Below are 13,498 nucleotides of genomic sequence, written 5' to 3'. Positions count from 1 at the left end.
TCAGCGCCGCGCCGCCGCGCGCCGTGCCATGGCTCGCGGCGGCGCGGCCTGCGGTGTCTCGGGCGAGGGCTCGGGCACCGGGACGGGACGCATGAAGCCGTCCGGCCCGGCGATGAGGATGCGGTTGCGGCCGGCGTGCTTGGCGGCGTAGAGCGCCCGGTCGGCGCCGGCCACGAGATCGGTCGCCGGCGCCTTGGTGTTGCGCTCGGCATGGCGGACCGTGATGCCGATGCTCACGGTGACGATGCCGTGCGGGCTGCCGGCGTGGGGAATGCGCAGCGCCCGCACCGCCGCCAGCATGGCGGTCGCGACCGCTACGCCGTCCGCCTCGGTCGAGTCCGGCAGCACGGCTGCGAATTCCTCCCCGCCATAGCGCGTCACGAGATCGGCCGGGCGGATGGCGCAGCCGCGCAACGCGCCGGCGATGCGCCGCAGGCACTCGTCGCCCTCCGGATGGCCGTAGAGGTCGTTGTAGGACTTGAAGTCGTCCACATCGATCATCACCAGCGCCAGAGAGGGCTCGTTGCGGCCGGCGCGGCCGAGCTCGCGGGTCAGCGCCTTGTCGAATTTGCGCCGGTTCGGCAGCTCGGTCAGCGCGTCCATCTCGGACAATTCGGTGAGGCGCCGGTTGGCCTCCACCAGCTCGCGCTCCAGCCGGGCGCGCTGGCGCACCGTCGCCTCCAGCTCCTCCTCGATCCGCTTCTGGCGGGTGATGTCGACGCTGGTGGCGAGCAGGCGCAGCGGCTTCCCATCGGCATCGCGCGCCACGATGCGGCCTCGCCCGAGGATCCAGCGCCAGCGGCCGGCGGCGTCGGCGATGCGGTAGACCGCCTCGAACACCGGGCTCGCGCCGGAGAGCACCTGTTCGTAATGCCGCAGCACGCCCGGCCGGTCCTCAGGGTGGACGATGCCCCAGGCGAGCTGCCGTTCTTCCTTCGGCCCCTCGCCGCCCTCGAAGCCGAGGGCCGCATGCCAGTGGCGCGAGCGCTCGACGCGCCCGCTGGGGATGTCGAGTTCCCAGATCCATTGGCCGGCGCTTTCCAGCGCCGCGCCGATCTCGCGCTCGCGGCGGGCAAGGGCCGTGCGCAGCTCGCGTCGGCGGGTGATGTCGGTCAGCGAGACCGTGAGCGCCACGAGCACGCCGGCCGCGTCGAACACGGGCGTGGCGGCAACGATAAAGGTGCGCTTGCCAATGGGGTCGACGATTTCGCGCTCGGACACCGTGCGGCCGGCGAGGAGGCGTGCGAACCAGTGACGCAGCACGGCGCCGGCACCGGGCAGCAGCTCGTCGGCGGCGCATCCGGCGAGGTCCGGGGCGGGCCGGCCGGCGAGCACCGCCATCCGCTCATTGGCAGCGGTGAGCCGCAATTCGCGATCGACCACGCACAGGGCGACGGGGGCGCGCGCGAAGGCGACCTCCCGCAGGGGCGGCTCCGCGTCGGATATCGGGGCGGCGTCGCGGTCCATCGAACCAGAATCCTCCGATGCAATGCACAATAAGCATCTTCGCACCGCACCGGTAATCCCGGAGGCCCCTAATTATACGCGCGTCCAATGGGCGCAGGCCCGCGAAAGGCGTGTCGCGCGCCGTTGCAACGCTCAATCGAGCGAGCGCGAGACGATGTCGGCCACGTCCGGCGACAACCCCTCGCGGGCGGCGACCCGGCGCAGCGCCCGCTCGGCGGAGGACCGCCGCACCGGCTCCAGCGCGCGCCAGCTCTTGAAGGCGGCGAGCAGCCGCGCCGCCACCTGCGGGTTGCGGCCGTCGAGCTCCAGCACCGCCTCCGCCACGAAGTCGTGGCCGGCGCCGTCGGCCCGGTGGAACTGCGTCTGGTTGATGCTGGCGAAGGAGCCGATCAGCGAGCGCACCCGGTTCGGGTTGCCCCAGGAGAAGGTGGGATGCGCGGCGAGCGCGCGCACGCGCTCCAGCGTGCCGGGCTCGGCGATCTGTGCCTGCAGGGCGAGCCATTTGTCGACGACCAGCGGGTCGTCGCGGAACCGCTCGTAGAAGGCCGACAGCGCCGCCTCCCGTGCCAGCGGGGCGTTGTGGGCGAGCACGGAGAGCGCATGGAAGCGGTCCGTCATGTTGTCGGCGCGCTCGAAATGGGCGAGCGCCCGCGCGACGCCTTCCGCCGAGCCGGTGGCGGCCAGAAGGTCGAGGCCGGCATTGCGCAGAGCGCGGCGGCCTGCGGAGGCGGCATCGGGCGAATAGGGACCGGCGAGGGCGTGGCGGGCATAGGCCTCCTCCAGCGCCGGAGCGAGTGCCTCGCCAAGCGCGCGACGCAGCGCAAGGCGGGCGGCATGGATGGCGTCCGGATCGACATCGCCGCCGATCTCGCGCGCCACGTCGCTCTCGGAAGGGAGGGAGAGCGCCTGCGCGACGAAGGCGGGGTCCAGCGAGGCATCGCCCAGCGTCGCGCCGAGCGCGGCGACCAGCGCGTCCGGCGCCGGCAGCGGGTGGCCGGCGCGATGGGCCGCCGTCGCCTCCACCAGATGGGCGAGGGCGATGGACTGGCCGGCGTCGAAGCGGTTGAACGGATCGGCATCGTGGCGGGCGAGGAAGACCAGATCCTCCGTCGTCAGGCCGCTGACGAGCTTCACCGGAGCGGAGAAGCCGCGATTGAGCGAGGGCACCGGGCGGTGCTCGACGTCGCGGAAGACGAAGCTCTGGCGCGGCTGGGTAATGGTGAGCACGCCGCGCCCGGCATTGGTGCCGTCGTCGAGGAGGAGCGGCATGTCGCGCCCGTCCGGCCCGACGAGGCCGAGCGCCAGCGGGATCACCATCGGGCGCTTCTCGTCCTGCCCCGGCGTCGGGGCGAGCGTCTGCTCGACGTCGAGCCGGAAGCTGCGCGCGCTGGCGTCCCAATGGCCGGAGACGGTGAGCTGCGGCGTGCCCGACTGCGCGTACCACAGCGCGAACTGGCTCAGGTCAGTCCCGGCGGCGGCGGCGAAGCAGGCGAGGAAGTCCTCCACCGTCGCCGCGTCGCCGTCATGGCGCTCGAAATAGAGGTCCATGCCGGAGCGGAAGCCATCCTCGCCGAGCAGGGTTTTCAGCATGCGCACGACCTCGGCGCCCTTCTCGTAGACGGTCGCCGTGTAGAAATTGTTGATCTCGCGATAGGTGTCCGGGCGCACGGGATGGGCCAGCGGGCCGGCATCCTCGGGGAACTGGTGGCTTTTCAGCAGGCGCACGTCGGCGATGCGCTTGACCGCGCGCGAACGCTGGTCGGAGGAGAACTCCTGGTCGCGGAAGACGGTGAGCCCTTCCTTGAGGCAGAGCTGGAACCAGTCACGGCAGGTGATGCGGTTGCCGGTCCAGTTGTGGAAATACTCGTGGGCGATGATCGCCTCGATGTTCGCGTAGTCGGCATCGGTCGCCGTCTCGGGGCTGGCGAGCACGTATTTGTCGTTGAAGACGTTGAGCCCCTTGTTCTCCATCGCGCCCATGTTGAAATCGGCCACCGCCACGATGTTGAACACGTCGAGGTCGTATTCGCGGCCGAACGCCTCCTCGTCCCAGCGCAGCGAACGGCGCAGCGCGTCCATGGCGTAGCCGGCGCGGCCCGCCTTGCCCGGCTCGACATAGATGCCGAGCTCGACCTTGCGCCCGCTCGCGGTCACGAACTCCTCGACGATGCGCTCCAGCCGCCCGCCGACGAGGGCGAACAGGTAGCTCGGCTTGGGCCACGGGTCGTGCCAGACCGCATAATGGCGGCTCGTGCCCTCGACCGGGCCGCTCTCGACCGGGTTGCCGTTGGCGAGCAGGACGGGGGCCTCCTCGCGCTCGGCCTCGATCCGCACGGTGTAGACGGCGAGCACGTCCGGCCGGTCGGGGAAATAGGTGATGCGGCGGAAGCCCTCGGCCTCGCACTGGGTGCAATAGGCGCCCGAGGAGCGGTAGAGGCCCATCAGCTTGGTGTTGGCCGAGGGGTCGACGACGGTCTCGATCTCCAGCGTCAGGGCCCGCTGCGGCGGTGCCAGCACGGTGAGCGCCGAGGCCGTCGCGACATAGGCATTGCCGGCGAGCGGGGTGCCGTCGAGCGTGAGCGACTTCAGCGACAGCTCGTCGCCGTCGAGCACGATGGGCGAGCCCTCGCGCCCCTCTGGGTTCGGCCGTAGAGCGAGCCGGGCGAGGATGCGCGTCGCGGTGGGGTGCAGCCGCACGTCGAGATGCACGGTGTCGACGAGCCAGTCCGGCGGACGGTAATCGCTGAGGCGGACGGGCTGGGGCACGGCATCGCGCGGCATGGAAGGCTCCCGGAGGGAAAGGGGCGGGCGTCGCCAAGAGGCAGTCACCAAGAGGTAAGGGCTCGGGCCGCCGACCGGAAGGGCCGCCGGTCCCGCGCGGGGTCGAAGATCAGCGCGAACGCACGATCTCGACGCCGGCGTCGCGGAAGATGCCGGCAATGGGGGCGGCGGGCTTGTGGAGCTCCACCCGCACCTTCTCGACGCGGGGGTAACGCGTGAGCACGGCATCGGCGATGGCATGTGCGAAGGCTTCCAGAATATGGAAGCGGTGGCCGGAGGACACCTCGTGGACCACCTCGAACACCTTCTCGTAGCCGACCGTCTCGCCATAATTGTCGTGCGCGGCGGCCGCGCCGGTGTCGAGCCACCAGTCGACATCCACGATGAAACGCTGGCCGAGCCGCGCCTCCTCGGGGTGCAGGCCGTGATGGGCGTGCAACTCGACGCCTCGGAGGAAGATGCGGTCGGACATGGCGGGATTCCGGGTTCCGTGAAGGATCAGGCGAGGGCGGCGGCGAGCAGGCCGACCGCCACCGCCGGCGCGCAGTCCGCCGCCGGGCGGGCGAGGGCGGGATCGTCGGTCAGCACGTCGGCAAGGTCGAGATAGGCGGTGGTCCGGCGCTCGGCGAGGCGGGCGGTGAGGAAGCGGCCCACCCCGGCGCCGACGATGAGTTCCGGCGCCGCTTCCATGCCGGACGCCACGCAATCGAGCGCGCGGCCGAGCCGATGGGTCTGCGCTTCCGCCAGATGCCGTGCCAGCGCCTTCGCCTGCGGCAGCGTGACGGGGGTGAGGTCCTGCCCCACCATGCGCAGCAGGCGGCGCGCGCTCGCTTCCTCTGTCTTGGGCCCGCCATCGGCGCTCGGGTGCAGGTCGGCCCCTTCGGGAAGATCGCCGGTGAGGCGGTGGACATCCGCCGTGGTGGCGTAGTGCTCGGCCATCAGCGGCAGCCAGCGCCCGCCGAACGGCGCCTCGGCGGCGAGCGCCATGACGGGGGTGCGGGCGACGCCGGTGTAGATGAGTTCGTTGTTCGCCAGCCGCTCGGCATCGGTGAAGCCGCGCGCCGCCACCCGGCCGGAGCCGAAGGGAATGAGGTCGGCCGTGGTCGAGCCGATATCCACCAGCACGCCGCCCGGCAGCAGATGAGCCAGCACGGCAGCGGTGGCGTACCAGTTGGCTGAGCCGATGGCATCGGCATGCTCGGCTGCGCGCTCGGCCGGCACGAAGCCTTCCGGGCCCGCGAAAAGTGCGAGCGGCGCGCCGCCGAGTTCGCGCATCAGCACGGCGGCGGTGCCGACCACGCCGGCGCGCCGGTCCGGCCACAGATCGGCGACTTCGGCGGTCATGGTAACGGCGGAGGCCACCTCCGGCGCGAACTCGGCGCGCAGCCCGCGCACCGCTTCGGCGAGCTGGTCCTCGCCCTTCCATACCGGGCAGGGGGCGATGCGCACCGCCTTGAGACGGCCGTCGCGGCCGAAGGCGGCGAGCTTCACATGGGCGCCACCGACGTCCCAACCCAGGCGGGCGATGTTCATTACAGAAGGACCTCGACGGGAATGGCGGGCGGCAGGCGCGGAATCTCCGGCACCTCGCCGTCGCGGATGAGCTCGGCCACGAAGGCGAGCGGATTAACGCCGAGCGCGCGCCGCAGCCCGGCATAGGCGGTGGTGAGGCGCGGATTGACCTCAACCACGACCGGGCCGGCCGGGGTGGCGATGTAGTCGGCGCCTACGATGCCGTGCAGGCCCGGCAGCGCCGCGCCGATGCGGGCACCGAGATCGGCGAGCATCGCATCGACCGGAAAGGCGCCGACCGTGACGCCGCTGAAATGGAAGGCGCCGTCGCGCGGTTCCACGTGCTGGCGGTTGGCGGCGAGCACATAGGTGCGCCCGCTCTGGCAAAGGAGAGTGAGGCTCGCCGGCGTGCCCTCGACGAGCGGCTGCGCGACGAGGCCTGGCGGGAAGGGTGGCGTCGGCCGTCCGTCGAGGATACGCACCCCCGAGGCGCCGGCGCCATCGTCCGGTTTCACCACGAAGGGGCCGGCGGCCGATTCGGGAATCGCATCCGGCCACCAGGTCGGGATCGCCGGCACGCCGGCCGCCGACAGCGCGGCGGCGGTGCGCCATTTGCTGGCGCACAGGGCGAGGGTGGGCTGATCGGGCAGCAGCACGCGGCGGGCGCGGGCGCGGAAGGCCTCGGCCAGCAGTTCCAGCCTTCCATCGGTCTCCGGTGCGATCGGCCAGACCACATCGGCCTGTTCGGCCATCAGGTTCCATACCGATGGGGCATCGTCGCCGAGACGCAGCGCCGTGCTGGTGCCGCGCGCGGGGGCGGGCAGGCGCGCATCGTGCGTCGTGACGACGCGCACGCCGGGAAGATCCTCCAGATCGCCGATGAGCGTGTCGCGCATCAGCATTCCTTCGGCTATCAGCGAGGCGGGAAGCTCGCTGCCGAGATGATCGCCGCCGGTGACGGTTTCGCAGACGAAGACAAGCATTATCGACACGTCGCAGAGGTAGGCACGCGGTGGAACTTATACCGGTCATCGACCTGATGGGAGGTGCCGTCGTGCATGCCCGGCGCGGCGCGCGCGAGGCCTACCGCCCCATCGAGACGCCGCTCAGCGCCGGCGCCGAACCGCTCGACGTGGCGGACGGACTGCTGGCGCTCGGCGCCTTCCGCACGCTCTATGTCGCCGATCTCGACGCCATCGCCGGCCGGCCCGGCCATGATGCAGCGCTGGCAGCGCTGGAGGCGCGCCATCCCGGCCTCGCTCTCTGGGTCGACGCTGGCGAGGCCGATCCCGCCGCGCTTGCCCGCCGGGCATCGAGCGGACCCGGCCGGCCTGTGATCGGCAGCGAGAGCCTTCCCGCGCTCGACCAGGCGAAGGCGGCGCTGGGAGCGGTCGGAGAGGGCGGTATCCTCTCCCTCGACTACGGCCCCGAAGGCCCGCGCGGCCCGCGCGAGCTGCACGCGGACGCCGATCTCTGGCCCGGGGCGGTGATCGTGATGACTCTCTCGCGCGTCGGCGCCGGGCAGGGGCCGGACCTCGAAACGCTGCGCGCGGTGCTGGCGCGGGCCGGCGGGCGGCGCGTCTACGCCGCCGGCGGGGTGCGCGACGCAGGCGATCTTCATGCGCTGGCCGCTCTCGGCGTCGCCGGCGTGCTGCTGGCGAGCGCGCTGCATGACGGGCGGCTGTCGCGCGCGGACATCGCCGCCTTCACAGGCTGAAGCTCGACGCGCAGAGGCCGGCCGCGAACAGCGTCGCCACGGTGAGGTCGGCGCTGGTGCCGGGGTTGAGGCCGCGCGCCTTCAGCGATGCGTCGAAGGGGCCGAGCGTCGCATGGCGTTCCGCCGCCGGGGCACGGAAATCGACATTCGCCAGAAGGGCGGCGGCTTCCGCCCGCACTGCATCGGCAATCTCGATGCCGAACTTGCGGGCGATATGGCTGTCGGGAAAGGCGCCGAGGAAGGCGAGGTGCACGGCTTCCGTGCGCGCCTCCGGCGCCGCGCCGGCGAGGTCGCCGTAGCGGGCGAGGCCGGTGTCGAACAGGTCGACGAAGCCCGAGACATACTGCACGGCGATACGGTCGCCGCCGGCCGCCAGCGCCATGGCCTCCACGAGGCCGATGCGGGCGGGAGTGGAGACGTCGTGTTCCGGGTGCTGGCCGAGGCCGCCGGGGCTGGCGGCGGCGATGGCGCGGAAAGTCGCCTGCGCATCCGCCATGTCGAGCCCGTCGAGCACACGGCGAAGATTGGCACGCAGCGGACCCTGCCGCTCGGCCGCCGCCGCCAGCGGGGCGCACAGCAGCACGATGCCGAGATTGGCGTTGAGCCCGGTCGCCTTCAGCGAGGCCCCGACGGCGCCCTCGATGCGCGCGCCGACCCGCATGCCGGGAGCGGCGACGAAGGGAGCCGCGGCCTCGGCGGCGCGCTCGAAATGGGACACGTCCATGCCGTGGCCGGCGCCGAAGCGGTGGACGTTGCCGGGCTTGAGCGCATCGAGCTCGGCCCGGCAGGCGGAAAGAAAGGCGGCCTCGATCGCGCTGGCGCTCATGGCACGGGCACGGGGGCGAGCGCGGCGGCGAGATGGCGCGCCAGCGCGCCGGCGATGTCGGTTTCGGTGGTGCGCTGGAGGCCCTTCCACGCCGGCATGGAGTTGACCTCCAGCACGTGCAACTGCCCTGCCGCGTCCTCGATCAGATCGACGCCGGCATAGTCGGCCCCCACCGCGGCGGTGGCGCGGATGGCATAGTCATGGGCGCGCGCGTCGAAAGGCGCGGGCACGCCGACCGCGCCCTGATGGATGTTGGTGATCCAGCCCGGCGAGCGGCGCAGCATGGCGCCCGCCACCGCGCCGCCGATCACGAAGACGCGCCAGTCCTGATGTTCGCCGGCGACCTTCGGGGGGATGAAGTCCTGGAGGTAGTAGATGCCGCCGACCTTGTCCGGCTCGGGGAGCTGCGAGCGGGCCGGGATGCGGCGTATCCCGCGTCCCTGCGCGCCGAACAGGGGTTTCAGCACCATGTCGCCCGGCGCGGAATCGACCAGCGCCTGCATCTGTGCGCGATCCTCGCCGACGAAGCTGCGCGGGGTCGGCAGCCCGGCCTGCGCGATCAGGAAGCTGGTGGTCGACTTGTCGACGCAGCGCTCCACCGCGCGGGCATCGTTCATCACCTTCACGCCGAGCTCGCGCAGCGCGTGCAGCAGGCCGAGCCGGGCGGTGATCTGCTCGGTCGAGCCCTTGGCGATGAGGCGCACGAAGGCGGCGGCCGGCAAAAGGTCGCCCAGCCCCGGCAAAACGAGGCCGTGCGCGGTCTCGCCGATGGCGAAGCCGCACTCGTTGAGCGAGAGCACGAGCACGTCGAATCCCTCGCGCTCCACCGCTGCCTTGAGCCGGCGGGTGTGCCAGTCGGCGTCCTCGGTGAAGATGACGACCGTGCGGGACCGTGCGGCCGTCATGCGTGCCCGGCCCTCATGCGCGAGCCGTCTTCATGCGCGAGCCGTCTTCATGCGCGAGCCGTCTTCATGCGCGATCCGTCTTCATGCGAAGGAGCGCTCCAATATGTCGTCGTGGAACGCGCCGAAGGTAAAGCTGCGGCCGGTCTCCAGCGCCGTCACGGTGACGCGGGCGGGGCTGAACAGCATCGGGTCCATCGCGTAGAAGTCGCCATTATAGGCGGTGAATATCTCCGCGAAGGTGCGCCCGTGGTCGCGCGAGGAGGAGCTGGGCAGGCCCTTGGCCAGCTCGCGCGCCTCGCTTTCGGGGCCGGTGACGAAGAGCTGCACGTCGCCGCCATAGAGCGTGGCGTCGTTGGTGCGGCCCATCGCGGCCACGAAGTCCGGCGCCGGCGGGGGCAGCGGCGAGGAGCCGATGCCGTCCACCACGCGTTCCAGCGGGAAGTGCAGCGCGTGCGTCTTGTGCAGCGCGACCTCCAGCACCCGCGCGACGATCTGCACGGTGCCGGCAAGGCTCGATGTCGGGGTGAGGACCATGGTCAGGTTTTCCGGCGCCACGCCGCATTCGGCGGCGACATGGGCGACGAGGCTGTCGGGCGGCGTGCGGTCCACCTCCAGCACCAGCGTCGCCTGGTCGGCGCGGTCGCGATAGCCGAGCTCGCCGAACAGCGCCTCCTTGCCCCACAGCGCGCGGGCGGGCCCGGAGCCGAGGGCGAAGAAGTCGCCTTCCGCCAGGCTCCAGCCGGCATACTGGCTGCCGAGGCAGGCCACGACCGGATCGGCGGTCGTCACCGTGACCATGGTGTTCCAGCGCTGGAAGCGGGCGCTGGCGTCGATCGAGACCGCGCCGAGACCGCCGAGGCAGATTTCGGCGATGCGCCGGCCCGCTTCGATGCCGCCGCGCGCGGCGATGCCGGCATCGACGATGCGGGCGCCGCACGCACTGCGGCTGATGTCGAGGCGCAGGATGTCGGCCTTGTTCACGAGGTCGTCGACAAGCGGTCCGGTGAGAGCGGAAACGCTCGGGCGCCTGTCCGTGGGAGTGTCGAGCATGGGGTTTACTCCGCCGCCTTGCGGCCGGCTCTGTTCAGCTCACGCCAAAGGTGATCGAGGCGCAGCGAAAGGTTCTCGCGGGCCTGATGAGCGTCCTGTCCGTCGGCAAGCACCGTGCAGACGGGCTCGCCGGCCTCGATGCGCGTGCCCGGCGGGGGCCGATCGGCCACCCAGTCGGGTAAGGCATCGAGCCGCCGTTCGAAGGCGGCGGGCGCATAGAGGACTCCCGCGGCGCGCGCCGCCACGCCCGGACCGGGAGCGAGAAGCGCCAGCTCCGGCAGCGTGCCCGCGCAGGCGTCGAGATGCAGGCCGAACAGAGGCGGCAGCGGTGCATGGTCGAACACGTCAAGCGTGGCGCCGGGGCGTGGATTGACCTCGATGAGGCTCCATTCCCCGTCCCGGGTGCCGAGCACGAGGTCCGCGCTGGCAAGGCCGACGAGGCCCGTCGCGCCGACGATGCGCTCCAGCGCCCGCTCCACCTCGCCCTCGACGGCGGGATCGAGCCGGATGGGACCGGCCGCCCCGCCATAGCGGAACGGCGCGTCCTCGCCGGGCTCGCACCATTGCTCGGAGAAGGCAAGGAGGCGCGCGGCGCGCCCGTCGCCGAGGAACAGCGCCGAGACGGTGCGGCCCTCGACGCGCTCCTGCAGATACCAGCCGGTGCCGCGTGTCTCGTCCGCCTCGCGCACATGCCAGCCGCCGGAGCCGCCGATGCGCTTCTCCAGCGTCGCAACGCCGGCGGGCGCGCGCTCGGCGAAGACACGGGGATGGGGGATGCCGAGGGCGCCGAGCAGGGCACTGAAAGCCCGCGGCTCCTTGAGCGCGGCCAGCGTGGCAGGGCCGTTGCCGACCAGCCGGAACCGCGCGGCGAGCGCCTCGACGATCTCGGGCGCATGCTCGAAGCCGGTGCCGAGCACGACCGGCAGGTCTGTCCCGGCGTGGATGGCGAGCTGCTCGAACAGGTCGTCCGGGTCGATGGCGAAGCCGCCGAGGCGGCGTAGCGGGATCGCCTCGACGGCGAGTTCGCGCGTGTCGTCGTCGCCGAACAAGTCGAGGACGATGGCGCGGTGCCCGGCGCGGCGGGCGGCGGCGGCCAATGCACGGGCCGCGATGCCGACGATGACGACATCGGCTTCGTCCCTAGACCGAGAGTGATCGCGCCAGGAGGAAGGCATCCTCGAACCCGATGGTCAGCGCGGCATGAGCAACGCGCATGCGCTTCAGCAGCTCATGTTGCACGCTGTACTTCAGATGGCCAATGGTGAGTGCGCCGATACCGAGCGCGCCATTCACAAGAGTCTTTCCGTCGGCGTGCGCGTCGATGCCGGCGATGCCCGAGGGCGGCACGGCATTGACGTCGGCGGCGACCTTGAGGTGCTTCGCGCCGGCCAGCGCGTCGGCCGAGAGGATCTCGACACCGGCACGCCCGCAGGCGAGAACCACCTCGGCGTCGGCCAGCAGGGCGCGCTTGTCGTCCTCTCCCTTGGCCGCCGCGCCCGCAAGCTCGACGCCGAAGCGCTGCTTGAAGTCGCGCGCCTTCGCCTCGACCGCCTCGATCTCGCGGTGGCTGACCAGCGTCACCTGCGCCCCCGCCTGCGCGGCGATCACGCCGGCAATGCCGCCGACCACGCCGGTCGCGCCATAGACCTGCACCTTGGCGCCCTTGAGCCCCTCGGGGCGGGAGGGGCGCAGCTTCTTCTCGACCTCGGCGATCATCGCCGCCGCCGTGGTGAAGGAGCCGGCCGGATCGACGAAGACGGAAATCTCGAAGGGAGGAAACAGCACGCTCTTCGCCCGGCTCGCCATGTCGAGCGCGAGGCCGGCATCCTTGCCGCCGATGAACAGGCCGGTGCGCGGCGCGGCATCGGGGTGGCGCGAGAACATCATGTCCTGCGTCAGGTCGGCGATCTCGTCCAGCGTCACGCCGGAATAGGGCAGGATGGTCGCGTAGCCGGCGTCGACAGCCATGTTCACGTCGAACGGGCTGACGTGGCGAAGCGGTGAAACGATATGAAGAATGGGGGCGATATCCGCCATTGCGTTCGGTCCCTAGGTCAGAATCGGGCCTTGCGGCCTCTCGTGGGAAGGATAGGGAGCGACGCGGGCTGAACGCCAAAACCGCCGCTAGCACTGCTCCAGGCAGGCAAGCCACTCGATCCGTGCGCCGGCATTGCTGCCGCGCGCGCAGTCGAAAGCCAAAGCGGGCCGGTCGCCGAAACGGGCGCGGGCCTCGCAAATCACCTGTTCGGCCTCCTCGGGGCTGCCGATAATGGCGAAACCCGTGGGCCCCCAGGAACTCTGCCCCAGACCGCGCAGGCCGCGCGTCTCGAGCCAATCCATCACTTCGGCGACGGATGAGCTTGTATAGCGGCCACCTTGGGCGCCCGCATAGTGCTCTCCGAGCAGCCGCTGCATTTCGCCGACCGCCGCGGCGAAATAATCCACATCCGCTTCCGCCAGCGCCGGCAGCGCCACCATCACCGCAAGCCGCGCCATGTGGCCGGCGAGCGTGTCGGCGAAGGGCGGCAGGCCCTCCATCGCGCTGACTTCCTCTGTGCCGCTAAGTCCCTGATGCGCGTGGTCATATACCAGCAGGATGCGCCAGTTCTCGGGGAAGGGCAGCCGCGAGAGGATGGGAGGAGGGGCGTCCGAGCCCCGCTTCTTGCCGCCGTCGAGGATCACGCCGCCCTCGGTGAAGGCGCCGATGCCGATCGCCGAGCGCGCCCCGCGACCCAAGGCCGCGCCGATCTCGCGCGGGCTGAGGTCCAGCCCGTTGACGAGGCAGAGGCCGGTCGCGACCGCGAGGCCGAGCTGGGTGCCGGAGCCGAGGCCGGAATGGGGCGGCAGCGCGGTCTCCACCGTCACCTCGACCGCCTTGTCGAGGCCGAAGCGGGCGGCCGCCTTCTCCACCGCCGCCACCGCGCGGCCGGCATCTGGCCCGCTCGCCGTCAGCTTCTCGGCGCGGCGCAGGCGCACCACGGTGGAGGGCCGGTCAAGCGCGATGCCGAGGCTGCCGAAGCGCCGCCCCAGAGTGCCGGAAAGATCGAGGAATCCAAGATGCAGCCGGCCCGGCGCGGTGATGCGCACCACCGCCCTGTCCTGCCCGTCCTTCGCGGTGCCGAAATCTCGTGTTGTCGTGTTCACCGGCGTTTCCTCGCGGGCATGGTAAGGCGCGGATGGCGCAGCGGACAAGCCGCCCTGTCGATTTCCGCGTTTGCGGGAACCGCCGGGTGCGTGCTA

Annotated in this window: 12 protein-coding genes; 1 reads left to right on the top strand and 11 read right to left on the bottom strand. The window is 71.6% G+C overall.

The genetic code is table 11. The features are described 5' to 3' along the window. From MWN33_RS13200 to MWN33_RS13180, 5 genes are all read right to left on the bottom strand, one after another. On the bottom strand, positions 1 to 1,467 hold the full coding sequence (locus MWN33_RS13200) for a sensor domain-containing diguanylate cyclase (protein ID WP_247201454.1): 1,467 nt from the start codon (positions 1,465 to 1,467) through the stop codon (positions 1 to 3). A gap of 132 nt (positions 1,468 to 1,599) precedes the next feature. Further along, positions 1,600 to 4,248, bottom strand: a complete 2,649-nt coding sequence (gene pepN, locus MWN33_RS13195) for an aminopeptidase N (RefSeq protein ID WP_247201445.1) — start codon at positions 4,246 to 4,248, stop codon at positions 1,600 to 1,602. Positions 4,249 to 4,357: 109 nt separating this feature from the next. Beyond that, positions 4,358 to 4,720, bottom strand: a complete 363-nt coding sequence (gene folB, locus MWN33_RS13190; protein WP_247201437.1) for a dihydroneopterin aldolase — start codon at positions 4,718 to 4,720, stop codon at positions 4,358 to 4,360. Positions 4,721 to 4,746: 26 nt separating this feature from the next. Further along, positions 4,747 to 5,781 carry a hydantoinase/oxoprolinase family protein gene (locus MWN33_RS13185; protein WP_247201436.1) on the bottom strand — a complete coding sequence of 345 codons (1,035 nt, stop codon included), beginning with the start codon at positions 5,779 to 5,781 and terminating at the stop codon, positions 4,747 to 4,749. Next, positions 5,781 to 6,743, bottom strand: coding sequence for an ATP-grasp domain-containing protein (locus tag MWN33_RS13180; protein WP_247201434.1), 963 nt, complete (start codon positions 6,741 to 6,743; stop codon positions 5,781 to 5,783). Before MWN33_RS13180 ends, MWN33_RS13185 begins: the two co-directional genes overlap by 1 nt. Before the next feature lie 29 nt (positions 6,744 to 6,772). Here MWN33_RS13180 and MWN33_RS13175 point away from each other — a divergent pair, with 29 nt between their 5' ends. Next, entirely contained in the window at positions 6,773 to 7,477 is a 705-nt protein-coding gene (locus tag MWN33_RS13175; RefSeq protein WP_247201433.1) for a HisA/HisF-related TIM barrel protein, read from the top strand. On the opposite strand, the gene MWN33_RS13170 is transcribed toward MWN33_RS13175, so the two are convergent. From MWN33_RS13170 to MWN33_RS13145, 6 genes are all read right to left on the bottom strand, one after another. Further along, positions 7,467 to 8,303, bottom strand: a complete 837-nt coding sequence (locus MWN33_RS13170) for a triphosphoribosyl-dephospho-CoA synthase (protein WP_247201432.1) — start codon at positions 8,301 to 8,303, stop codon at positions 7,467 to 7,469. The genes MWN33_RS13175 and MWN33_RS13170 overlap by 11 nt on opposite strands. After that, positions 8,300 to 9,208 (bottom strand): RimK family alpha-L-glutamate ligase, encoded by a 909-nt coding sequence (locus MWN33_RS13165; RefSeq protein ID WP_247201430.1) that lies wholly within the window; start codon positions 9,206 to 9,208, stop codon positions 8,300 to 8,302. The genes MWN33_RS13170 and MWN33_RS13165 overlap by 4 nt, the downstream gene beginning before the upstream one ends. Before the next feature lie 81 nt (positions 9,209 to 9,289). Then, the gene (gene mch, locus MWN33_RS13160) at positions 9,290 to 10,258 is read right to left on the bottom strand and encodes a methenyltetrahydromethanopterin cyclohydrolase (protein ID WP_247201429.1); all 969 of its coding nucleotides are present in this window, start codon (positions 10,256 to 10,258) and stop codon (positions 9,290 to 9,292) included. A gap of 5 nt (positions 10,259 to 10,263) precedes the next feature. Continuing rightward, positions 10,264 to 11,433 carry an ATP-grasp domain-containing protein gene (locus MWN33_RS13155; protein ID WP_247201428.1) on the bottom strand — a complete coding sequence of 390 codons (1,170 nt, stop codon included), beginning with the start codon at positions 11,431 to 11,433 and terminating at the stop codon, positions 10,264 to 10,266. Beyond that, positions 11,399 to 12,295, bottom strand: a complete 897-nt coding sequence (locus MWN33_RS13150; protein ID WP_247201427.1) for an NAD(P)-dependent methylenetetrahydromethanopterin dehydrogenase — start codon at positions 12,293 to 12,295, stop codon at positions 11,399 to 11,401. The genes MWN33_RS13155 and MWN33_RS13150 overlap by 35 nt, the downstream gene beginning before the upstream one ends. An 87-nt stretch (positions 12,296 to 12,382) precedes the next feature. Then, entirely contained in the window at positions 12,383 to 13,402 is a 1,020-nt protein-coding gene (locus MWN33_RS13145) for a beta-ribofuranosylaminobenzene 5'-phosphate synthase family protein (RefSeq protein WP_247201426.1), read from the bottom strand. Between the last annotated feature and the right edge of the window lie 96 nt (positions 13,403 to 13,498).

The organism is Ancylobacter koreensis (genome assembly GCF_023016525.1).
Lineage (GTDB): Bacteria > Pseudomonadota > Alphaproteobacteria > Rhizobiales > Xanthobacteraceae > Ancylobacter > Ancylobacter koreensis.
The sequence above is the reverse complement of the archived record's forward strand: the minus strand, read 5'-3'. Positions and strand labels throughout refer to the sequence as shown.